Consider the following 22,617-nt stretch of genomic DNA (forward strand, 5'->3'; position numbering starts at 1 on the left):
GCCGCGGTTCTCACCTCAGATGTCCTTACTATCACTGGTTTACTTTCCGCTGTCGGCGCAGGTTAAGCACCGAAAGAGCTTCGGCCACACTCCCGACTTCGATGACGTGCAACCCGTGCATCGTCGGGATCTTGGTATGTGCCTCCCGAGAGTTGCGTGGCACCACTGCCAGGCCGAACCCCAACCGTGCCGCCTCACCCACTCGTCTCTCTAGTCCTGGAACGCGGCGCAAATCTCCCGCCAGACCGACTTCTCCCAGAGCAACGACTCGGGTCGGGAAATTGGTATCAAGAACTGCGGAGGCGACCGAGACCGCGATCGCTAGGTCAGCTGACGGGTCGGACACCCGGGCGCCACCCACCGTCGAGACGTAGACGTCTCGGTTGCTCAACGGCAAACCTGCTTTACGTTCCAGCACGGCCAGAATCATGGCCACCCGACCGCCCTCGACCCCATGGGTGATGCGACGCGGGTATTTCTCGGAAGCTGACGGAGCTACCAACGCCTGCACCTCTGAGAGTAGGGGACGGCGTCCCTCTATCGTCACCGTCACACAGGTGCCCGGCTGAGGATCGGCGTTGTCTGAGGTGAATAGGCCAGACGGGTCCGGAACCTCCATGATTCCGGCGTCGGTCATCTCGAAGCAGCCCACCTCGTCGGCTGGGCCGTAGCGGTTTTTCGTGGCGCGGACCATACGGAATCCGGAATGGCGGTCACCCTCGAAGTTGAGGACGACGTCAACGAGATGTTCCATGGTGCGCGGGCCAGCGATCGACCCTTCTTTGGTGACATGGCCGACGATGATGACTGCCATCCCGCGTCTCTTCGCCACCCGCACCAGGGCCCCGGTGACCTCCCTAACCTGTGAAACGCCGCCGGGGGAGCCGTCAGCCTGGCTGGTGCCAACCGTTTGTACGGAGTCCAACACCATGAGGGAGGGCTCGGTTTGCTCGATATGTCCAAGCACCGTACCCAGATCGGTCTCAGAAGCTAGGTAGAGTTCGTCGGCTAGCGACTTCGTGCGACCAGCCCGCAGCCTTACCTGGGCAGCCGACTCCTCCCCAGTGACGTAAAGGGTGCGCCTGCCCGCTTTAGCCCATTTGGCCGCAACGTCGAGCAACAGGGTCGATTTTCCGACTCCTGGCTCTCCGGCGAGCAAAACCACGACTCCAGGCACTAGACCACCACCCAGTACCCGGTCGAGTTCGCTGATCCCGGTGAGATGACGATTAGCGGCTTGTTCACTGACTTGACCGATGGGCACAGCCTTCGACGTGGGCGTCGATGAGGTGACCTCAGTGAGCTTCGGTGCCCCCTTTTCAACTACCGAACCCCAGGTTTGACACTCGCCGCATCGGCCAACCCATTTGGTCGTCGTCCAGCCGCACTCGGTGCATACCCACGTCGGAGTTTGCGTCTTCCTCGCCATGGCGTTTACCCTGCCAGCAGGAACCGACAGGTTCGACTACGACGGTGTTCCACGCTGTGTCCCGGTCAGCCCACCGGCGGGTAATGCGGCCACCACATGGCATCTTGCACTGCCTGGACGACGTTGCTGGGCTTTTTGGTGGCAAGGCCCTCCTCGATGGCAGCTTGCACGACCGCCACTGCAACGGTGGCCGAGGAGGCACGTAGGTTCTCCACCGCCGGTAGCAGGGATGACCCAGCCGGACGCGGGTCAACTTGGGAGGCCACCGCTTCGGCGGCGGCACGGATCATGCGGGCGCTCACCCGTTCGGCTCCCGAGACGATAACTCCTAGTCCTAGGCCCGGGTAGAGGAGGGCGTTATTGCCCTGCCCAATCTCGTAACGGGTGCCTTCATAATGGAAGGGCGCTACCGGAATTCCAACGGAAACCAGAGCTTTCCCCTTTGACCACGCAATAACGTCGGCAGGCATCGCCTCGATCTTCTCAGTCGGATTCGACAGCGGCATGATGATGGGGCGCTCGACTTCTCGGCACATTTCCTCGACGACCTGCTGGGTAAAAGCGTCGTGGTCAGTGGAGGTCCCGATGAGGATCGTCGGGTGAATTCGTCGGATCGTCTCGGTAAGACCAATGTGTCGATTCGTGTGAGCCCAATGACGAGTTTTCTCAACTGGCTTAGCGTAGGGCTCTTGGTAGTCGGGTAGGCCCTTCATATCGTCAGTGACCAGGCCATTGCGGTCGACGAGCCAAATCCGATCGACTGCCTCCTGCTGGCTTAACCCGTCACTGATCATGGCTGCGCGGATTTGGTCAGCAATTCCGGTGCCAGCGGTACCTGCCCCGTATACGATCAGGCGCTGATCAGCGAAGGATTGCCGGGTCACCTTAAGCCCGGAGATGACGGCTGCCAACACGATGGCTGCTGTGCCTTGCATGTCGTCATTAAAGATGCGGTGGTTTGCGGCATTCTGTACCAGAATGCGGCGAGCATTAGAAGCACCGAAGTCCTCGAAATGTAACAGTGCGTGTGGGTACAGCTCGCTTGCAACTTCGAGGTACTCGTGGATCAACTCGTCGTAGCGTTCCCCGCGCACCCTGGCGTGACGATTGCCAAGATAAGACGGGTCGTTGAGCAAATATGCGTTGTCGGTGCCGACGTCCAGATTGACGGCGATAGTGCGTTCCGGCCGAATACCGGCGGCCGCAGTGTAGACGGCGAGCTTGCCGATGGAGATATCGGTTCCGTTGACGCCCCAGTCTCCAATTCCCAGGATTTGTTCGGAATCGGAAACGACGAGCAAGTCGACGTCATCAGGCCCCAGCTCGAGAGTCTCGAAGGAGGGGCGGACGTCCTCGATATGGTCTACTGACAAATAGACCGCCCGGGAGCGTCGGTAGGCGTGGCTCCACTTCTTAATAGCCTCACCGACGGTGGGATCATAGATTACCGGCAACAGCTCGACGAGGTGATCGACGAGGAGTTTGTAATAGAGGGTCTCGTTACGGTTTTGGAGCTCCTCCAGGAAGACGTAGCGATCAATATTGCAGCCCAATCCCTGAAGCTGGCGGTAACAGCGTTGGGCCTGTTGCTCCAAGGTTTCGACGGCCGCCGGAAGGCGTCCGATCATGCCGTGCTCCAACCGTTCAGCTCGGGTAAAGGCCGTCCCCCGATTCGTGATCGGGTTGGTCATGGGCTCAGGTTTTCGTGACACGGCTATCTCCCGGTGGTGGCTTCTCTTCTCACACTACCGGGAGGATCTGTCAGTGCTGAAACGTCAGATGCGAACACATCCGCGTGAGGGGGTGTCGAAGGTTACAGCGTCAATGCCAGGGTGGCCGTTCGGACTGGCGAAATTGAAGGTGATTCCCTCGACCTCGTCCGGGATCGTCTCCCCCAGCCAATCCTCTACACGCTGACGCGATCCGGACATCTCGACGGAGGTCAGGGTGACGTTGCCGCTCAGGCTGGAAGGCAACAGTTCGGTCGGAGAAGTCCACTTGATGAAGAAGGGTAACTGCGGGTCTGCCATCAGGCCCTTAATCCCGATTTGACGCCATTCGAGGTGACGACCGTCGGGGAAAGTACGCTTACCGGGCACCGACTGGCGCTCAAGGCGCTTCTCATAAGGAGCGAGATCGTCGACGGAGACGGCCCACCCCATCCAGCCGCCGCCCTGCTCTTGGCGTGCACGCACTGCCTGTCCGAAGACCGCTTTTTCTGCGGCTGGGTGATCGAGGACCTCCACAATCTCGATGTAACGCGGGCCGGACAGCGGCAAGATGCGATTGCGGGTGCCGAAGCTGGGATGGACTCCGCCGTTGATGAAGGAGGTTCCCAAGATTTCGCCGAGGCGAGCGGCGTCCTCATCGAGACCTGCGGGGCCAGCGGCGAACATGAGATGGTCGACATGCATGGCAATATTGTCCCCTTTGTGCTTCCCATGATGAAATCGGCCCTCGGCTGGCTGTCGTAATGGGGTCTAGCATCACGATTCATCGTGACGTGAGCGCAGCGCATCCGGTGCCTCCGTCACGGTATCGGTTTGGGCACGGTAGGTTGAGCATGTGCCTGACTGTTTCGGACTTTCTGAAACGACGACCACGTCTGCCTCAGTCGCCCCCCGTGTGACGTTGTCGACGACCTCGGTCTACCCTGAGTCGACCGCCGACGCTTTCGCTCGCGCTAAGGCTATCGGTTATGACGGAGTCGAGTTGATGGTCGGTATCGATCCAGTCGCCGCAGACGTTGACCGGATCGTCGATTTGTCGGCTGAGTATGGCGTCACAGTGTCGTCGATCCATGCGCCGTGTCTGCTCGTTACGCCAAATGTGTGGGGTAGTGACCCGTGGGGCAAGTTGGATAACGCCGCCGAAGCTGCTGGACGGCTCGGCTCCAAGCTCATTGTCGTTCACCCTCCCTTCCGCTGGCAGCGTGACTATGCGGGTAGATTTGAAGAAGGTATTGCCAAATTCAACGAGAAGTACTTCCCGCTCGTCTTTGCCGTAGAAAACATGTATCCGTGGCGTACTCCAGCGGGTCGCTTTGCTGCTTATTCGCCGGGGTTTGACCCCACAAACCTCAGTTACGACCACCTCGTCTTGGACCTCTCTCACGCCGCAACCGCCCAGATGAACTCTCGTACCCTGGTTGATCTGTGGGGTTCACGATTGCGTCACATCCACCTGACGGACGGCTCTGGTACCTTTAAGGACGAGCATCTTTTACCCGGCCAGGGAAACCAGCATGCCTGGGAGGTCATCGAGCGAGCGGTAACGGGTGGATTTGACGGGGACATTGTGTTAGAGGTCAACACTCGTAAGTTCTCTGGCGAGGGTGCGGGCCAAGGTGCTCGCTTCGAAGCATTGTCTGAAACTCTGACGCAGACCAGGTTGGCGATTGATCGTGGCATCTTTGCTCGCCGATCTGGCCAGGCGTGGGAAGGGGCCCGGTAGTGACGGAGAGTCGACATGATTTCCGGGGCAGAGCTCTGCTGGCATCGGGTCGACGTCTTGCGATGCGATTGGCGATGGACCCCACGATCGCTCACAAGGTGTCCCGATCTCGAATCGCTCGTGAGATTGCTGTGACGTACGTTGCGGGGGAAGACGTCGCATCGGCGGTCGATAAGGCTGCTGATCAGGTGTCTAAGGGCCTAGACGTCAGCCTGCACCCCCTTGATCCCGATCCCGCTGACCTAGCCCAGGCCCGACGAGCAATGGTCAGGCTGTGCGGGGTTATCGAGAGACTCGGCGCTGATCCGTCCTTTAATGGTCATGCTGAAGTGTCGATTAGCTTGGCGGCTCTGGGGCTGAAAGTCAGCGACGATCTGGCCCGGGACCACGCCCGACAGGTCTGCCAGGTTGCTCGCGACAACCACGTTGCTGTGACCGTTGACGACGAAGGCCCCGACATCCATGACCGCTCGCATCGCATTGTGATGGATCTGCTGAGCGAATACGAAAACACCGGCATCGTCATCCAGGCTGCACGCCACGATTCCCTCATGCAGGTTCGAGAACTGGCTGCTCCGGGACGCCGCATCAGGCTGTGCAAAGGCTCGTACACCGGCCCTCGTTCCGTTACTTTGATCCGTCCACACGACGTCGATCTGAGAATGGCGGCTTGTCTGCGCGCTCTCATGACCGGTCCTTCGACGGTGATGTTAGCCAGCCATGATCCCGTCTTTGTGGCGCTCGGTGAGCAACTTATGGCAAGTCTGGATCGTCAGCTGGAGTTCCAAATGCTGCAAGGAATCCGTCCCTTAGAGCAGCGGAGACTGGTGGACATTGGCCATCGGATGAGGGTTTATCTGCCCTATGGCCATGACTGGTACCGGTACTGCACTCGACGAATCGTCGAGAGGCCGGGCAATATTTGGCTGTTTGGGCGATCGCTGGTGGAGAGGCGTTGATGATGCGGAATAACACGAGCACCCTCGGCCCTCGCCGGTGCCTGGATGAGAGGCCTCGTCGGGGGATGATGAGGGATCGCGCGGCGGATCGGCGCCTGCTCTGGGAGACGATGTTCGTGCTGGCTGTCAGCTTGGGGCAGTCAGCGTGGTACTCAATTCTGCGGATGATCGAGCGCCTCACTCGAGGTGTGCCGATGAACCAGCAGACCTCCACGCTCAACTCCTCCGTGACTCCGGGGCGTCCATGGCTCGATCTGCTGTATCAACTGTCTGACATCGCTTTCGGAGTCGTGCCAGCCTTGCTGGCGGTCCTCCTGCTTGCCCAGGTCAAGCCGCCGCGACAGGGCGTCCGTCGCGCTTTGGGGCTGGAAGCGCCAGGATGGGGACGTGACGTCGGAGCTGGGGCGATGCTGGCTGCCATTATTGGTATCCCCGGGCTTGGTTTCTACTGGGCGGCGCATGCTCTCGGCTTCAACACCACTGTTCGGGCCGCTGACCTGCAGCATGTGTGGTGGACGGCCCCGGTTCTCATCGGGCTGGCAGGGATGAACGCAGTCCTTGAGGAAACTGTCATGATCGGCTACCTCTTTACGAGGTGGGGTCAGATCGGATGGTCGACGACGATGGTTATCGTCACCTCGGCCATCATCCGCGGCACCTACCACCTCTACCAGGGCTGGGGCGACTTCATCGGCAACATCGTCATGGGCCTATTCCTGGGCTGGGTTTTCTCTCGTCGCTGTCGGCTCTTACCCCTCATCGTGGCGCACGCCTTCCTCGACATTGTCTCCTTCCTGGGATACGCCTATCTGGCTGGTCGCGTCAGCTGGTTATAAGGCAATTCGGACACTCACCGAACCTGTCGTCCCCTGCCCGTACCATGGGGATCATGAAGCTTGGAGTCTTCGGAGCCACTGGACAGGTTGGCCGGGTGATGCGCACCCTGCTAGCCGAGCGTCATTTTCCCGCCGATGAAGTGCGGTTCTTCGCTTCCGCCCGTTCGGCTGGTCAGAAGTTGTCGTGGAATAACGGTTCGGGTGACAGCGAAGTCGTCGTTGAGGACACCGCGACGGCTGACTTTGCTGGACTTGATATTGCGATCTTTTCTGCGGGTGGCGGAACCTCCCGCGAGTTTGCCCCTCGCGTGGCGGCTGCCGGGGCTGTCGTTATCGACAACTCCTCCGCCTGGCGACGCGATCCTGACGTCCCGCTGGTTGTCAGCGAGGTCAATCCCGAAGATGTCGCTAAGCGTCCCAAAGGGATCATTGCTAACCCCAACTGCACGACGATGGCCGCAATGCCGGTGCTCAAACCGCTACATGACGCTGCCGGTCTGACTCGCCTTGTCGTCGCTACGTACCAGGCTGTTTCGGGGTCTGGGGTGGCCGGAGTACGAGCCCTCACCGACCAAACCACGGCTATTGACGATCCGGCAGGCCTGGCGCTGGACGGCCGTGGTGTGCCGGTGGCGGACCTTGGGCCTTACGTCGCACCGATCGCGTTCAACGCTCTTCCGGTGGCGGGAAACTTTGTTGACGATGGCAGCGGCGAGACTGACGAGGAACAGAAACTTCGCAATGAGTCTCGCAAGATCCTTCATATTCCTGATTTGCTGGTTGCGGGGACCTGCGTGCGGATTCCGGTGTATAGCGGTCATGGGCTTGTCGTCCATGCTGAGTTCCGTGAGAGCCTCAGCCCTGAGAAGGCCACTGAGCTATTGACGCAGGCACCTGGAGTCAGGGTCGTCGACGTCCCGGATCCCCGGTCGGCAGCCGGAATTGACCCCTCGTTGGTTGGTCGTATTCGTGCTGACCAGTCCGCACCGGCTGGCAAAGGTCTGGTGTTCTTCTGCGCTGCGGACAATTTGCGCAAGGGCGCGGCCCTCAACGCGGTGCAGCTCGCTGAGCTGGTGGCTGCCGAATGAGCGGGAAGATTGCCGTCCTGGGCTGTGGAGCGATGGCTGGGGCGCTTGTTGGTGGACTCATTGACGCTGGACAAATGAAGGCCGAGGACGTCGTGGCAACCGCGCGATCGGCGTCCCATCGCGACGAAATCGCCAACACTTTGGGTGTAACTACGAGCGGTGACAACACCACAGCTGTGCGGGACGCCGACCTCGTCATCCTCGGCGTCAAGCCTTACGCGGCCGTTGACGTGCTGGAAGAAGTCTCGGGTGCTCTGAAAGCTGATGCGGTGGTTGTCTCCATTGCTGCCGGTGTCACTACTGAGAAGTTGCTCATGGCATGGCAGGGAAAGATCGTCCGTGTAATGCCAAACACCCCAGTTCGGGTGGGCAAAGGGGCGTTCATTGTGAGTTCCGCTCCCGGCTCCGAGGATGCGGCTAAGAAGGTGGGTGACCTACTCGAATCGGTGGGAGTCGTCGTCACTGTGCCTGAGGAGCTGCATAATGCTGCCACAGCCGTGTCGGGATCGGGTCCGGCGTACGTTTTCTTGGTAGCAGAGGCCATGATCGATGCTGCCGTCGCGCTGGGTGTGCCGCGCGACCAGGCTAGCCAACTTACTGTAGCGACGTTAGCCGGTTCGGCTGAGTTGTTGGCAGGAGGCGAGCACCCTGCGGTCCTGCGATCCAAGGTGACGAGCCCGGGTGGTACCACTGCGGCTGCCGTAGCCGCATTGGAGGCCGGAGGTGTGCGCTCCGTTTTCGCCGATGCGATGACGGCATGTCGGGACCGCGCCGCTGGCCTGTCCTGATGAGTTGGTGCGGCGATTTTGGATCCCATGGTCGACACAGCGTAGAGTACCCCTCTGTCCGCCTTGTCGGTGGGCCAAGAACTTCGCACCTACCTGGGTGCACCAAGCTTTCAGTTTCAACGAAAGAGGTTGACCGTGGGATCCGTGATCAAAAAGCGTCGCAAGCGCATGGCGAAGAAGAAGCACCGCAAGTTGCTCAAGAAGACGCGCATCCAGCGTCGTCGCGCCGGCAAGTGACACTTCGGGCGGTTGTGACATGTGGCGGCATCAACATGGCATGGCTGCCCTCCGCAGCGGTGAATTACGGCCCCTCGACCCGCTGGTCGAGGGGCGCGTCATTATTGTCACCCGACAGGGCTGTCATTTGTGCGATGAGGTCATCGGCCTCGTTGCACGTTTGAGACAGGAACATCGCGATCTCGTGCCTGAACCGATGATCGTTGACGTCGATGCCAATGAGGACTTTCGCTCCCGCTGGGGCGATCATGTCCCGGTAATTTTCGTTGATGGCACGCTTATCTCCTATTGGACCCTTGGCGCTGACACCTTCCTGTCAGCCTTACGTGATGGCCCCTCGCTCCCGGCAGTGTTGCCCTGATAGCCGGGACGTCCAGTTGACGGGCAGGTTTGCGCCTTTCCTCACAGACCAGCACTATTGACCTCGATGCCCGATGCCGGAGCACACCGCCTGGCATGACGACAGACACCGGAAGGACTCCAGATGACTGACGAGGCTCACCAGCCGACGCCGCAGCCGGCCGGTGATCTGGGCACTGCGTCGTCTCAGGCCAGGGTGCAGTTTGTGGGTACCGGTCCAGGAGATCCGAATCTGTTGACCCTTGGAGCTGTTGACGCCATCAATCGCGCTCAGGTCATCGTCATTTCGTGCGCTGAGCACCGCATGCTGCTGGGCAGTGATTTTCTTGGACTTCGCCCCGACGTCAGAATCGTGTTGGCGGGTGGTGTTGATGAAGAAGCCGCCGTCCTACCCAGTCAGCCAGGGACTGGCGCTCCGACTCCCGTCGACGTGGACGAACACTGCGCTGACGTTACTGCCACCGTTATTGATGCCGCCTCCCAAGGCCTTGAAGTCGTTCGTCTCGTTTCTGGGGATCCTTTCCTTGATGGCGATATTGGCGCGGAGGCTGCCGCTGTGGCTCGCGCTGATTATGACGTCGACGTTGTTCCCGGTGTCACTGGCATGACCGCTGTCCCGGAGTACGCCGGACTGACCTTGCATGGCCATGACGTCCAGCTCATCGGGGACGCTGCATGTCAGCGCGATATTGCTGGACATGGTTCGAACTGGTCAGATCAGGGGCTTGTCGTCGTCAATACCGAGGCAGGCAAGCTTAAAGAAGTCGTCAAACACGCGATTGAATCTGGACGCGGTGAGGATGAGCCCGCGGCCCTTATCTGCCATGGCGCGACGACCCAGCAGACCACTCATACCGTCACCCTCGGTGAGTTACCACAGACCGCTAAGACAGCGCGCCTGGGTGACGCTGAGCCGGTTCACGTCGCCATCGGCAAAGTTGTCGAAGCCCCCGAACGTGAGCAGCTCGATTGGTACGAGTCCAAGCCGTTATTTGGCTGGAACATTCTCATCCCGCGCACCCGTGACCACTCCGCGACCCTGCCCTCGCGACTACAGAGTTACGGTGCTCATTCCCTTGATGTTCCCACGATTTCGATGGAGCCTCCGCGTACTCCTCAGCAGATGGATAAAGCTATTCGCGGTCTTGTTGAGGGACGTTACGAGTGGGTCGTCTTTACTTCTGCCAACGCGGTACGTGCCGTTTCGGAGAAGCTAGAGCAGATCGGTCTGGACGCTCGCGCGTACTCAGGCTTGCGGATTGCCGCGATCTTCGACTCGACTATCAACGCTTTGGCTGAATGGGGTGTTCGACCCGATTTCGTGCCATCGGGCGAGCAGTCCACCCGAGCTCTGGCCGCGGTATTCCCGGCCTTTGACGAGGCCCTCGACCCCATTAACCGCGTTTTCGTGCCGCGTGCCGACATCGCCACTGAGTCCCTGTCGGCCGACCTATCTGAACTGGGATGGGAGGTCGAAGACGTCGTCGGGTATCGCACCGTGCGAGCTGCCCCGCCGCCAGCTGAGACCCGTGAAGCCATTAAGACCGGCAAATTCGACGCCGTCGTGTTTACCTCCTCGACGACTGTGCGCAACCTCGTCGGTATTGCCGGAAAACCACATAAGCACACCGTGGTCGCCGCCGTTGGTATGCGCACCGCTGAAACCTGCCGTGAGCACGGCCTGACCGTCGATGTCATAGCCCCCGAGCCGACTGCGTTGAGCTTGGCTGACGCCTTGGCGGATTTCGCTGCGAAGCGCCGTGACGACATGGTTGCCAAGGGCCTGCCGGTAGTTCGGCCCTCCCAGCGCAAGCGTCGTGGCCGTCATCCGTCACGCTGACACAGCCCCATGACGTAAGGTCATGGGCAGGGCGGGGTTCGCCGCCCGCGAGGTATCGGAAAGGGAGACGATGGGCGCCACGACGACTGTCCACCTGCTGCGCCACGGTGAAGTCGATAACCCGACTGGGGTTTTGTACGGCTGTATGCCTGGGTACCACCTATCTCCGTTGGGGCGAAGGATGGCTGCCCGTGCAGCTGAGCACTTTGCCGGTGCCGAGCTATCGGCCTTGGTGAGTTCCCCTTTGGAGCGCGCCAGGGAGACGATGGCCCCCATCGCCGCGCTGCATCCTGGACTTGAGGTGCGCATCGATTCTGACGTCATTGAAGCGGCCAACGTCTTCGAAGGCCAGGTCTTTGGCAAAGGCAACAAGGCCCTGCGCAGTCCTCGTAATTGGCGCTATCTGTCGAATCCCTTGACTCCTAGCTGGGGTGAGCCTTACGTTGAGATCGCCGAGCGAATGACCCGGGCTATCATGCGAGCGGCGGAAGAGGTCCCCGCAGGCGGTCAGGCTCTCATCGTCTCCCACCAACTGCCGATCTGGATTGCGCGCTGCGCAGCCGAGGGACGACGCCTTCCTCACGATCCGCGCTTTCGTAAGTGCACCCTAGCCTCGGTCACGAGTTTTGGGGTGCTACATGGTCGCATCGTCCGCGTTGACTATTGCGAGCCGGCACGTGACCTCATTCCGGCGAAGGATCGTCGGGCCAATATCTCTGCAGGTGGTGCCCAGGGGTGAAGACTCGGCTCATCGCCACCCTTGCTGCGGCGACTCTTGTGGTGACCGGAGTTTCGGCATGTTCGTCAACCTCGGCCAGTGATGACAAGGGATTCGCAGCCGGAGACGGATCCTGGTCAAAACTTCCAGCCGATAAGCGGGAGCCTGCCGCGGTCCTCACCGGGACCGATCTGAACGGTAAGAAGATCAGCACCGCTGACGCCAAGGGCAAGGTCATCGTCGTCAATGTGTGGGGATCATGGTGCGCGCCGTGCCGTCATGAGGCTCCTGCCTTGGTGAAAGCGGCTGATAGCACCAAGAACGTCGCAGCCTTTTATGGGATCAATACGCGCGATCTTGACCCTGGACCGCCGCAGGCCTTCTCCCGAACGTTCCATATCTCCTATCCGAGTTTCTATGACCCCGATGGGGCATTGCTGCTCAAGTTCACCGAATTGCCTCCCAAAGCGATTCCGTCCACCCTCGTCATCGATCGCAAGGGCCGCTCGGCCGCCCGATTCGTGGGAGAGGTGAGCACCGCCACCCTGGTCCAGGCGATTAATGATGTTGCCAAGGAGAGCCAGTGACGCCACTCGACCTGGGATCGTGGGCAGCCGGGGCACTGACTGGATCGATGGCCGGAGCGATCCCGGTGGCGGTATTTGCCGGTTTGTTGTCCTTCTTTTCCCCTTGCGTCTTGCCTCTCATCCCTGGCTATCTCAGCTATGTGACAGGCCTGGGGGCCGCAGACGTCATTGAAGGACAGCGTCGGGCACGTACTGTGGTGGGCACAGTCCTTTTCGTGGTGGGTTTCACCGTCGTCTTCGTCGCTACTGGGACGATTATTGGCACCCTCGGCAAGGTACTCGTGGGCCATCGTCGCGCCATCGAGATCATCGTTGGAGCGCTGACCGTCGTACTCGGGGCGATGTTTGCTGGGCTTGTTCCGCTAGGCCGGCGCGAACTGCGGATCCATCGTCTGCCCCGAGCAGGGTTGGCCGCCGCACCGATTTTAGGAATCGTCTTCGGGCTGGGCTGGACCCCATGCATTGGGCCGGCGCTGTCGGTGGTTTATGGGCTGTCCTTGACCCAGGGATCAGCGGCCCGAGGCGCGGTACTGGCCACTTGCTACTCGTTGGGTTTGGGAATTCCGTTTATTGCGGTTGCTGCTGCTGTGGTGTGGATGGGTCGCACGATTGACGCAGTGCGGATCCATCAGCACGGTGTGCAGCGCTTCGGGGGAATACTCCTGATGACTGTTGGTGTGCTGCTGGACACCGGATGGTGGGAATCGATTATGGCGATGCTGCGAGCCTGGGCAGCTAAGTTCGGAGCGGTGATCTGATGGGTGATTCCGTGACGGATTCGAAAGTGACGAAGACCTCAACGTCTGGGAACAGCGGGCTGGGTTTCCGCTCATTCATGCGTTGGTTGTGGGGCCAGTTGACGAGCATGAGGACGGCCCTCATTTTGCTCTTTTTGCTTGCGCTGGCTGCCATCCCAGGCTCGGTGGTACCGCAGAGCGCTCAGAGCGTGGTGAAGGTTTCTGACTTCGCCGCCAACCATCCGACTCTGGACCGCATATGTCGTCCGCTGGGGATGTACCACGTCTACACCTCGGTGTGGTTCTCGGCGATCTATCTACTGTTGTTCATAAGCCTTATCGGCTGCATTGTTCCGCGCATCGTCAGCCACGCAAAGGCCCTGCGCCGTCAACCTCCCCGCGTTCCGGCCAGGCTGGACCGGCTAGCAGCCCACGCCTCGATGACCACCTCCGCTTCCGCAGCGGAGGTTAGTCAACGCGCTCAGCAGTGGTTGACATCACACCGGTATCGGTTCGTTGTTGACGACGACGGCTCCCTTCGCGCCGAGGCCGGACGTCATCGCGAGACGGGCAACCTCGTATTCCATATCTTCTTGGTCTTTGTCCTTGTTGGCGTCGGCTGGAACACTTTATGGGGGTTCAAGGGAACTTCTGTCGTTGTGGAGGGTCAGGGTTTTTCCAACAGCATCACTCAGTACGACGAGTTCAAGGCTGGGGCGATGGTCGATACCGATAATCTCACCCCGTTTTCCATGAAGCTGCGCAAATTCGTGGTCTCTTTTGAGACTGGTACGGTGCAGCGCGGCGCCGCCCGTTCCTTCGACGCCACTGTCGACCTCACCATGGGCGGCAAGACGCAGACCCGAGATTTGCAGGTCAACCACCCACTGCGGATTGGATCAACAAAGGTACACCTGCTTGGGCACGGATACGCCGCGGATGTCGTCGTCCGCGACGGTGATGGCAAGGTGGCTTATTCCGGACCGGTTGTCTTTTTGCCACAGGACGCCAACTTCAAGTCTGTCGGGGTCATCAAAGCTCCCGACGCCCGTCCGGATCGTCTGGCCTTTCAAGGGTTCTTTCTACCGACTGGCGCCATCACGGCCGGTGGCCCGACGTCGCTCTTCCCCGACGCCCTTAACCCGCAGCTGTATCTGACCGCCTGGTATGGCAAACCGACTGTGGAGACGGGGGTGCCGTCAAATATTTACACCCTCGACACCACGGGACTGACCCAGGTGACGAACGGTAAGGACAAGGCCCGCTTTGTGCTATCCCCAGGTCAGAGGTACAAACTGCCCGACGGCAAGGGGTCGATCCAATTCAATGGCTGGCAGAGGTGGGCCAAGATCCAGGTGTCCCAGAACCCGGGGCTCCCGTTGACGTTCTTGTCGGTGGTGCTGTCAGTGGCAGGGCTATGTGTGAGCTTGTTTTCGCGGTCCCGGCGGGTGTGGGTGAGGACTATTCCTGGTGATGACGGCTTGAGAGTAGAGATTGGTGGCCTAGATCGCAGTGACTCCCGATCCGGGGCTGTGGACGACGTAAACTCTCTGCTGGCTGCGCTACATGGGGATAGCATGTCTGGCGATGTCGGGGAGGAGCACTCGTGAGTGTGGAGAATCTGTCTGCCGTTGGCATCGTCACCGCGGCGGTGCTCTATATGCTTGCCTTCCTCGCCCACGCCGTGGAGTGGGCCAGTGTGCGGGGGACCGAACATCCCAGCCACGAGGAGCGTCTGCGCTCGGAAACGTGGGGCCGTATGGGGCTCAACCTCACCGTGCTGGGTGCGGTTTGCGCAGCAATCGGTGTCGTCTGCCGTGGTATTGCTGCTCGTCGGTTGCCCTGGGGCAACATGTACGAATTCGTTACCTCGGCGCTGTTCTTCGTCGTCATCGCCTATCTTGTGCTCGTCGCCATCCACCACGTCAGATGGATGGGTATCGCCGTCACCCTGCTGCTAGCAGTTGGTAACGGGCTGGCAGCAACGGTGTTCTACGTGGCCGTAGCGCCGCTCGTGCCGGCTCTGCATTCTGTGTGGTTCGTTATTCACATCGTTGCCGCTTGTATCGCTGCAGCCGCCCTCAACGTCGGGGCTATCGCCTCAATCATGTACCTCATCGCCACGAACGCCCAGGCAAAGGCCCAACGGACCGGAGTTCCCGTCAAGGGTTTGGTGGCAAAATTGCCTCCCCTGGAATCCATGGACACTCTGGCATATCGCGCCCACGCGATCGGCTTCCCGATCTGGACCTTCACTATCGCTGCTGGTTCGGTGTGGGCTGACTACGCCTGGGGACGCTTCTGGGGATGGGATCCCAAGGAGACGTGGTCTTTGGTGACCTGGGTGGTCTACGCGGCTTACCTCCACGCCCGGTCCACTGCCGGATGGCGCGGTCGCCGGGCCGCCCTGATAGCGATCGTTGGTGCGGCCTGTTTCTGGTTTAATTTCGTCGGTGTCAATTTGATCTTTAACGGTCTTCACTCGTATGCCGGAATCTGACATGACAGGTTCCTTTTCTGAATCCCGCGACGATTGGCTTCCCCAGCTCTACCAAGAGAGGTGGGACGCCTTCGTGCGGTTGGCCACCTTGCTGTTGGCGGACCAGCAAGTAGCTGAGGATGCGGTGATCGCGGCCTTCGCCACAAGTTACTTGCGTGATCCGAAACTACATTCGTATGAGCATGCCGTGTCGTATGTGCGCACTGCTGTCGTGAACAAGGCGAGGAGCCGTCAGCCAGCTGAGCGGGATGCCACCCCACCCGAAACTCCTGAAGACCTGGCCTATTGGTGCCTGAGGGGTCTGCTGGCTCGTCAGCGCGAGGTGCTCGTTCTTAAGTTGGCTACGCCGGACCTCTCCGACGATGACATCGCTGAGACCCTTGGCATGAGCGTCAGCGCAGTGCGCAATAACGAGACCAAGGGCCTTATTGCCATTGGAGAGAGGCTGCGTCCGGGATCGCAAACGAATCCGGGCCACGCCGACCCCCGAGTCGAAGCAGTCGTGCGTTCTGCGTTAGAAACCTTCGCGGAGTCGATCCATCCGATGTCGCGTTATGACGCCATCATATCCCAGATCGCGCGCCGCCCCCATCGTGGCAGGCCTACCACCTGGGTGATTGTGCTCGCCTGTGGGCTAGCCTTCCTGGTCGATGTACTTTTGCCGTTGCTGGGGTCGGGCAACGGCTCGACGATGGGGGATCCGGAGGCTTTACCGTCTATCCGGACCCCAGAGTCCAATAGCCAGTCACTGTCGACTCTGCAGACCGATCTCGACGTGTTTTACCTGGGTCGCGACGACGGCCTCATCCACCGTGAGCTGCGTGACCTTCCCACCTCTGGTGACCGGCTAGGAACGGCCGTCGGCGCCGTCCTCAATGTTGCACCTCTAGACCCGAATTACACCTCGGGTTGGGCAGCTGGGCAGGTGAATCGGGCTACGGTGAAAGGTAACCGGATCACTCTCGACCTCTCCGCATCAGCTTTCAGTCAATTCAAGAACGGTGAGCAGGTGCAACGCGCTATTCAGCAGCTCGTCGTCACGGCTACGGCTGCCGTCGGTGACCGTACCGGCGACAAATCAGTGCGCATCCTTGTTGACGGCTCTCCGAATCTGCCCATTATCGGCAAGCCGGCGACGGACTTCGTCGACGAGGGGTTTGCTCGGTGCGCCCGGGTGTGGGTGGACTCGCCTCAAGCTGGTGCCGACATGTCGGCTGGCACGATCACCATTAGTGGTGTGGCACAGCCGACGGTATCCGTCATGAGCTATGAAGTAAGGCCCCCTCAGAGTAGCCGGATCATCACGAGCGGACAGATCAATCTATCGGCTAACGATGGTGACAAGTGGCGGCCGTGGCACGCCACCTTCACCATGCCGAAAGGGGAATACGACTTAATCATCCGCGAGGGGACCCACATCGCCGACGAAAAGGTCATCACGGCCAAGTAGGTGCGTTGGCTTCAGACCTGGAGGTACTTCTCGGATTGAGTCATCACCAGCCGCGCCGGTAGATGTGGCGCCAGCCGCGCGACGGTGCGGTTAACGAAACCGTCAACGGCGTAGGGGCGATGACGGGCTAGAGCGTCGAAGGCGGTACGGACCACGTCGTCTGGGTCGCGCCGAGCACCGGCCGCCATACGCGGTACCCCGGCGACGTCGAAGAACCCGGTTTCGGTGGGACCAGGGCAGATCGCGGTGGCGCGCACCCCGGTGCCATTGGTCTCAGCCCATAGGGCACGGCTGAAGGACAGCACGAAGGACTTCGATGCCGCGTAGGTGGCGAACTGCGGAATGGGCTGGAAAGCCGCAGTGGAGGCGACATTGATAATCGACCCACGTTTGGCTGTGATCATGCCAGGCAGCAGTAACCCACACAGGTGCACGACAGCCTCGCAGTTGACCTCTACCTGGGAGGTTTGACGCTCCGGGTCGGTCTCAGCGATGCGGCCAGCAGCACCGAATCCAGCATTGTTGACGAGGGTGTCGATGATGATCCCGCGTCCCGCAATTTCGTTGACAAGGGCTAACCGCTCTGATGCCGAGGAGATGTCACAAGGATGAACGATGGTTTTGATTCCGTACCTGGTGGTGAGCTGGTCGGCGAGGTCGTCGAGGACGTCATGCCGCCGTCCGGTCACAACGAGGTTGACGCCGCAGCTGGCCAGATGGCGGCTAAATGCCTGCCCTAGACCACCACTGGCCCCGCTCACCAGTGCCCACGGGCGTTCGTCGCGAGTCGCCTCCATATCATTCATGTTTCAAGTCTTCCACGCTGTCACCGGAGTGCATGCTGCGCAGGTGAGTTCGGGGTGCCCAATCGTCTGTAGTGCGCGTGGGTCTTGGTAGGGCTGTCTGGGGGATTGGCAGTCAAACTGGTTGTACGCGGGCATGCCAGCCTGGGAACGAGTTGGCAGCCAGCTTTGCGTCTAAATGTCTGGATCTGTGGGGTGGCTGGTCGGTTCCTGAGACCGTTAGAAACGTGGACGTTGAAATGGATTAATGACCATTCCCAGGAGTCGGAGGCGGGACGATTCCTTCGGGGCATGTCCAACTGTGTCTGGCTCTACTATTTGTTGCGGCTCCGACATTCTCAACGTCTGAAGCTGATCTTGCAGATCACGGATATGATTTTGCTGGGAGACGACTTCGTTGGTCCTATTGTGCGCGATAAGACACATAATAAAAGTGGGGGTAATGAGCCAGATATCTATGACCAAATATGGTGTCGATGCTGATGTCATTTTTGAGGATCCAAACTGAAATGACAGCAGGAATAGAAGTACTGAAAACAGAAAATCAAGGATTCTGGTTGACATCTTGTATATTCCAGTCCATCGGGCTGTCACTGGGAGAAACATTATAGCTAAGACCACGGAAAATAGTACAGCGGAAATAATGAATACCGCGATTTCTATAGGTGATAGGGATGTTGTGGCGTTTGGCAGGCTGAAGATTAACAAGATGACGAAAAAGGTTGCTGAAAGTAGAAGTAGGGCTCGGTAGTTTGGCTTTGCGTAGTCGAGGCTATTTTTTACGGCTCCGAGGCTGTGTGACATGTATTGTTCCGCTGCTGCCCAGACGGCATGCGGGGTGGCATCGCATCTAGCTCCGGTGTCGCACAGGCATGAGCGGAGCTCGGTGACGCTTGTTGTTGGCCTGGCGTTTTGCTTGTAGGTTGAACATATATCGTAGAATATCTTTTGATCTACTGTCTTGGCTCTATTGTAGTAATATGAGTTAAATCTATCGCAGAGGCCTCCTATTTGGAGACGAAATCTATTAAAAAGATTATAGTTCTGTCGCTCTATCGTTCTTTGTTCTATTTTCTTTTCGTGTAGCATCTCGCACACATCAAAAATACTTTTGTTGTATTTTACGGCTACTCCCCCCAATGCTACTGCTTGTTCGGCGACATTTTTACCCGGCCTGCCTGTTCTATGGGGTGATTTTGGCTTGGTGATGTCACTGTATAGATCGAATATTTCTGTTTTTATTGCTTGAGCGTCTTTGGATTCTGTTGTGCTTTGGTTGCTGGTGCTCATGTGATGATATTCTAGAAGTTAGATGATGTGATAGTTAGCCCTGCAATGGTGGAACGTCGGCCATGGGGTTCGTGTCGATGGGTTAACCGTCGCTGCCGACCGATCTGTTTCGGTCGACTCTGCTTGTCCGGTGATGTGCCCGCGTATGGACCTGATGGTCTGGGGGCTTTGCTGCTTGCCAGTATCGACCGGTGGCCTCCACGTCACAGGTCAGGGGTGGAGGTGTGCCGTGAAAGGTATGACGGGGGACAACAGTCCGGTGCTCATCCACGCCATGCCGAAGGCCATGGCGAAGTCAGCGAGCCCGGAGAGCCGGATTGCGAGGGGCTCGGTAGCGACTACGTGGCAGGTGGGCGCCTTGCCTGGGTTTTCCGCGCGGCCGCTGATGGCCCGCCATAGCCCGGCGACGGCCATGGCTAGCAGGGCGACCATAAGCGGAACACCGACCACGGCGTAGTCGTGCATGGCAGCATTCATAGCCGTCTGCATGCCGGGACCATGCATGCCACTGTGCGTGTGATTCATCTGGCCCATGCCAGAATCCCGGGGGGCAGTCATGAGCGAGGACATCTTGCGCATCGCGGCCAGGTGCCAGACCATCGCTGCGAACATCGCGGCGTGACCCCATGACGACCACGAGGATCGCCACGCGGCCATGAACACCATCCATGCGGTGCATATAGCGAAGATGATGACAGGGGTAATGGGGCCGCCGATGGCAGGGACAATGGGTTTCCACCATGACTTCGGCACCATGAGGATCATGGTCACGGCCATGACGACGTGGACCCAGGTGGAAATTCGTGTCACGACAGTGGGGGCTTTGATGGCATCTCGTACTGACCATACGAGTGACCAGGCAAAGAGGATCAATAGCCCGATGAAGGTGACGGGCGTTGAGGTGAGGGTGAACATTCCGCTCCTGTGAAACCGGCTGGGGCTGGCGATCACCCTACATGGCATTGCTCGACATCACTGGATCCGCGCCTGCAGCAGGTTGACGGGATCCGCGTGGGCCCGGGATGACACACTGGTGACATGGAGCATTACGACATCGTCGTCATCGGTTCGGGGTCGGGAAACACGATCCTGGATGAAGACTTCGCAGATCGACGCGCCGCGATCATCGATTCTGGTGCGTTTGGGGGCACCTGCCTCAACGTCGGCTGCATACCTACGAAGATGTTCGTGCTCCCGGCGGACTTTGCGTCCTCGCCGTCCGAGGCTGTCCGAGTGGGAGTCGACCTGCAGTTCCGCGGAGCATCCTTTGCCTCGATCCGTGACCGGATCTTTGGCCGAATCGACTCCATATCTAAGGCCGGGCTTTCGTACCGACAGGGACTAGACAATATTGACGTTTATACCGGCGAGGCGGCATTTATCGATGCACACACCCTTGAGGTGGGAGGCAGGTGTATTACTGCTGACCAGATTGTCCTGGCGGCTGGATCGCGTCCGCGAGTGCCTGATGTGCCTGGTCTCGACGATCCCAGCATGGCTGGGTTGATTCACACTTCCGACACCATCATGAGGCTAGCGGAGCTTCCGCAGCGTCTGGTGATCCTTGGTGGCGGGCTTATCGCGGCGGAGTTCGCTCACATCTTCTCTGGGCTCGGGTCCCAGGTGACCGTTATCAACCGTTCTGGCCGGATGCTGCGTCATGAGGATCGCGACATCTCGCAGCGCTTCACTGAACAGATGGGACGCCGGGTGCGTCTGCGGATGGCGGAGGGGCTGGTGGGTGTTGACCGTGACCCCGGCGGTCACCTGGTGGTGCTGACCGTCGACGGTGATGGGGTCGACTACGACTATCCGGCAGATGTCGTCCTCAATGCCGCCGGTCGGGTTTCCAACGGGGATCGCCTTAACCTGCCGGCGGCCGGTGTTGACGTTGACGACGACGGGTTCGTGGTGGTCGATAAGCACCAGCGCACCAACGTTGAGCATATCTGGGCCTTAGGCGACGTGTGCTCCCCCTGGGAGCTCAAACACGTGGCCAATCATGAAGCGCGTGTGGTCCGTCACAACCTGTTGCATCCTGACGATCTGGCTAGTTCTGATCATCGCTTCGTGCCGCACGCGGTGTTTTCGAATCCGCAGGTGGCGTCGGTTGGTGCCACGGAGCAGGAACTGTTGCAATCCGACACTCTTTACGCGGCGTACCTTCAGGAGTACGCGGACGTCGCCTATGGCTGGGCCATGGAGGACGAGGGGCACTGCGTCAAGCTGCTGGGAGATCCGCAGACGAGGACGTTGCTGGGGGCGCACATCATTGGGCCTCAAGCGTCCACCCTCATTCAGACCTGTATTCAGGGGATGAGCGTTGGGCAGACGGTCGACGAAATGGCGCGTGGGCAGTACTGGATCCATCCTGCCCTCTCTGAAGTCGTCGAAAGTGCCCTGCTGGGGCTTGGCAAGGAAATGGATACCACGAGGTGACGGGTCGCCGCCCGCATCCCCGAATGCTCCGCTGCGGGCACTCGGGGATGAGAGACGGTGCGCCCTCATGAACTCATCGTGGTCACTTCTTGTCCTTGATGAGATCGTGCAGCTTCTCGGTGCCGGTGATCGTCAGCGGGGTCGGGGGATCGGTCAGCGCAAAGGACATCGTCACCACGTGACCTTTCTTGACGGCCTTAAGCTCCTTGGCTCCTTTGAAGGATAGGAAGGTCGGTTCCACCTTCGACATCGCGCCAGCACCGGCCAACAGCACAATCCACTCCGGGTTCTTATGCAGGAGGTCCTCCATGTCGGCGTCGAAGACCCGCGTGGTGTTTGAGTGGTACATATTGCGCAGACCGTTGGCGGCAAACATCGGTTCAATCATGCTCGAAGAACCGTAGGTGTAAAACTCGGTGCTACCCGGGGTGATGTACAGGGCGACGGCATTGGCTTTGGCCCCAGAAGCGGTCTGCTTCTGGATTGTGGAGATCTTGGCGTCGAGCTCTTTGTTGACCTGTTTTGCCTTATCCGGAACGTCAAAAATCTGTCCGACCTTGGTCACCTCGTCCTTGACCTGGGAGAAGGTGGCGGGAGCCGGCGGTTTCTTGTCGGTGCACATGGCGTCGGTGCTGTACATCTTGACGCCGGACTTGCGCAGGGCGTCGCGGTCGACCCCGGTGTCGTAACCGATGACGAGGTCAGCGTGTTGGTCCAGGATCGTCTCGGTGGACACTTTGACACCGCCGGTGTTCAGCTCCTGCGAGGCGATTGTTGGGATGGCCTTGAGCTTGGCAAGGGTCTTGGCGTCGTAGGCCCCCTCCTTGATCCGACCGGCCCGTGCGACGACATGGTTGAGCACCCCGAGAGCATTCATGGTGGAGGCGTCGGTGTCGCCGAGCATGATAACTCGTTTGGGAACGCTGGTGAAGGTGAGCTTCTCGTTGCAGCTCATGACAGTGCGGGCTGGCTCCGAGCTGGACGAGGACGACTTCTCGGTCGATGATCCGGCGCAGGCGCTCATAGATATCGCGCACAGGCCGGTGAGGACTGCTGCCGTGATGCGAGTCGCGCGACGGCGAGTGTGAGGGGTGGACATGATG

At 59.6% G+C, this 22,617-nt stretch carries 25 protein-coding genes; 17 read left to right on the top strand and 8 right to left on the bottom strand.

Annotated features, from left to right (window positions below):
* Window positions 1–31: 31 nt before the first annotated feature.
* From radA to CPA42_RS01735, 3 genes are all read right to left on the bottom strand, one after another.
* Complete coding sequence (gene radA, locus CPA42_RS01725) at window positions 32–1,429, bottom strand: DNA repair protein RadA (RefSeq protein WP_002517052.1); 1,398 nt, start codon at window positions 1,427–1,429, stop codon at window positions 32–34.
* A 65-nt stretch (window positions 1,430–1,494) separates the two neighbouring features.
* A complete protein-coding gene (locus CPA42_RS01730; protein ID WP_002517195.1) occupies window positions 1,495–3,141 on the bottom strand; it encodes an NAD-dependent malic enzyme in 1,647 nt (548 codons plus the stop codon).
* Window positions 3,142–3,204: 63 nt separating this feature from the next.
* Window positions 3,205–3,843, bottom strand: coding sequence for a VOC family protein (locus tag CPA42_RS01735; protein ID WP_002517132.1), 639 nt, complete (start codon window positions 3,841–3,843; stop codon window positions 3,205–3,207).
* Between the two features lie 211 nt (window positions 3,844–4,054).
* On the opposite strand from CPA42_RS01735, the gene CPA42_RS01740 reads away from it, so the two are divergent.
* The 14 genes from CPA42_RS01740 (at window position 4,055) to CPA42_RS01805 (ending at window position 16,982) form a co-directional block, all read left to right on the top strand.
* The gene (locus CPA42_RS01740) at window positions 4,055–4,882 is read left to right on the top strand and encodes a sugar phosphate isomerase/epimerase family protein (RefSeq protein ID WP_002518719.1); all 828 of its coding nucleotides are present in this window, start codon (window positions 4,055–4,057) and stop codon (window positions 4,880–4,882) included.
* Between the two features lie 62 nt (window positions 4,883–4,944).
* The gene (locus tag CPA42_RS01745) at window positions 4,945–5,841 is read left to right on the top strand and encodes a proline dehydrogenase family protein (RefSeq protein WP_002518720.1); all 897 of its coding nucleotides are present in this window, start codon (window positions 4,945–4,947) and stop codon (window positions 5,839–5,841) included.
* 65 nt (window positions 5,842–5,906) lie between these two features.
* Window positions 5,907–6,677 (top strand): CPBP family intramembrane glutamic endopeptidase, encoded by a 771-nt coding sequence (locus tag CPA42_RS01750; protein ID WP_002517211.1) that lies wholly within the window; start codon window positions 5,907–5,909, stop codon window positions 6,675–6,677.
* Between the two features lie 44 nt (window positions 6,678–6,721).
* Window positions 6,722–7,765: an aspartate-semialdehyde dehydrogenase gene (locus tag CPA42_RS01755; protein ID WP_002517116.1), complete on the top strand. Its 1,044-nt coding sequence runs from the start codon at window positions 6,722–6,724 to the stop codon at window positions 7,763–7,765.
* Window positions 7,762–8,553, top strand: a complete 792-nt coding sequence (proC, locus tag CPA42_RS01760) for a pyrroline-5-carboxylate reductase (RefSeq protein ID WP_002517123.1) — start codon at window positions 7,762–7,764, stop codon at window positions 8,551–8,553. The genes CPA42_RS01755 and proC overlap by 4 nt, the downstream gene beginning before the upstream one ends.
* Before the next feature lie 135 nt (window positions 8,554–8,688).
* Window positions 8,689–8,790 (top strand): 30S ribosomal protein bS22, encoded by a 102-nt coding sequence (locus CPA42_RS01765; protein WP_002550589.1) that lies wholly within the window; start codon window positions 8,689–8,691, stop codon window positions 8,788–8,790.
* Window positions 8,791–8,830: 40 nt separating this feature from the next.
* Window positions 8,831–9,151 carry a glutaredoxin family protein gene (locus CPA42_RS01770; protein ID WP_008598906.1) on the top strand — a complete coding sequence of 107 codons (321 nt, stop codon included), beginning with the start codon at window positions 8,831–8,833 and terminating at the stop codon, window positions 9,149–9,151.
* 123 nt (window positions 9,152–9,274) lie between these two features.
* Window positions 9,275–10,990 (top strand): bifunctional uroporphyrinogen-III C-methyltransferase/uroporphyrinogen-III synthase, encoded by a 1,716-nt coding sequence (locus tag CPA42_RS01775; protein ID WP_002517192.1) that lies wholly within the window; start codon window positions 9,275–9,277, stop codon window positions 10,988–10,990.
* 22 nt (window positions 10,991–11,012) lie between these two features.
* Window positions 11,013–11,729 carry a histidine phosphatase family protein gene (locus tag CPA42_RS01780; protein WP_002517064.1) on the top strand — a complete coding sequence of 239 codons (717 nt, stop codon included), beginning with the start codon at window positions 11,013–11,015 and terminating at the stop codon, window positions 11,727–11,729.
* Window positions 11,726–12,295 (top strand): TlpA family protein disulfide reductase, encoded by a 570-nt coding sequence (locus tag CPA42_RS01785; RefSeq protein ID WP_002517223.1) that lies wholly within the window; start codon window positions 11,726–11,728, stop codon window positions 12,293–12,295. The genes CPA42_RS01780 and CPA42_RS01785 overlap by 4 nt, the downstream gene beginning before the upstream one ends.
* Before the next feature lie 47 nt (window positions 12,296–12,342).
* Window positions 12,343–13,053, top strand: a complete 711-nt coding sequence (locus CPA42_RS01790) for a cytochrome c biogenesis CcdA family protein (protein ID WP_002518724.1) — start codon at window positions 12,343–12,345, stop codon at window positions 13,051–13,053.
* Entirely contained in the window at window positions 13,053–14,642 is a 1,590-nt protein-coding gene (gene resB / locus CPA42_RS01795) for a cytochrome c biogenesis protein ResB (protein ID WP_002517159.1), read from the top strand. Before CPA42_RS01790 ends, resB begins: the two co-directional genes overlap by 1 nt.
* Entirely contained in the window at window positions 14,639–15,532 is an 894-nt protein-coding gene (gene ccsB, locus CPA42_RS01800; RefSeq protein ID WP_002518725.1) for a c-type cytochrome biogenesis protein CcsB, read from the top strand. The genes resB and ccsB overlap by 4 nt, the downstream gene beginning before the upstream one ends.
* Window positions 15,519–16,982: a GerMN domain-containing protein gene (locus CPA42_RS01805; protein WP_107127873.1), complete on the top strand. Its 1,464-nt coding sequence runs from the start codon at window positions 15,519–15,521 to the stop codon at window positions 16,980–16,982. Before ccsB ends, CPA42_RS01805 begins: the two co-directional genes overlap by 14 nt.
* An 11-nt stretch (window positions 16,983–16,993) precedes the next feature.
* On the opposite strand, the gene CPA42_RS01810 is transcribed toward CPA42_RS01805, so the two are convergent.
* From CPA42_RS01810 to CPA42_RS01825, 4 genes are all read right to left on the bottom strand, one after another.
* Window positions 16,994–17,788, bottom strand: a complete 795-nt coding sequence (locus CPA42_RS01810) for an SDR family NAD(P)-dependent oxidoreductase (RefSeq protein ID WP_002517070.1) — start codon at window positions 17,786–17,788, stop codon at window positions 16,994–16,996.
* 216 nt (window positions 17,789–18,004) lie between these two features.
* Entirely contained in the window at window positions 18,005–19,075 is a 1,071-nt protein-coding gene (locus tag CPA42_RS13500; protein WP_002517203.1) for a hypothetical protein, read from the bottom strand.
* Between the two features lie 18 nt (window positions 19,076–19,093).
* On the bottom strand, window positions 19,094–19,282 hold the full coding sequence (locus tag CPA42_RS13505; RefSeq protein ID WP_002525213.1) for a hypothetical protein: 189 nt from the start codon (window positions 19,280–19,282) through the stop codon (window positions 19,094–19,096).
* 3 nt (window positions 19,283–19,285) lie between these two features.
* Window positions 19,286–19,840, bottom strand: a complete 555-nt coding sequence (locus CPA42_RS01825) for a DUF5134 domain-containing protein (protein ID WP_306400426.1) — start codon at window positions 19,838–19,840, stop codon at window positions 19,286–19,288.
* On the opposite strand from CPA42_RS01825, the gene CPA42_RS13040 reads away from it, so the two are divergent.
* Window positions 19,731–20,003, top strand: a complete 273-nt coding sequence (locus CPA42_RS13040; protein ID WP_002518729.1) for a hypothetical protein — start codon at window positions 19,731–19,733, stop codon at window positions 20,001–20,003. The genes CPA42_RS01825 and CPA42_RS13040 overlap by 110 nt on opposite strands.
* A gap of 110 nt (window positions 20,004–20,113) precedes the next feature.
* The gene (locus CPA42_RS01830; protein ID WP_002517098.1) at window positions 20,114–21,514 is read left to right on the top strand and encodes a mycothione reductase; all 1,401 of its coding nucleotides are present in this window, start codon (window positions 20,114–20,116) and stop codon (window positions 21,512–21,514) included.
* A gap of 82 nt (window positions 21,515–21,596) precedes the next feature.
* Here CPA42_RS01830 and CPA42_RS01835 read toward each other — a convergent pair whose 3' ends face one another.
* Window positions 21,597–22,469, bottom strand: coding sequence for an ABC transporter substrate-binding protein (locus CPA42_RS01835; RefSeq protein WP_032497223.1), 873 nt, complete (start codon window positions 22,467–22,469; stop codon window positions 21,597–21,599).
* On the opposite strand from CPA42_RS01835, the gene CPA42_RS01840 reads away from it, so the two are divergent.
* Entirely contained in the window at window positions 22,417–22,602 is a 186-nt protein-coding gene (locus CPA42_RS01840; RefSeq protein WP_002518731.1) for a hypothetical protein, read from the top strand. The two genes, CPA42_RS01835 and CPA42_RS01840, sit on opposite strands and share 53 nt — an antisense overlap.
* Window positions 22,603–22,617 lie beyond the last annotated feature (15 nt).

The sequence above is a fragment of the Cutibacterium acnes genome, assembly GCF_003030305.1.
Classification (GTDB): Bacteria; Actinomycetota; Actinomycetes; order Propionibacteriales; family Propionibacteriaceae; genus Cutibacterium; species Cutibacterium acnes.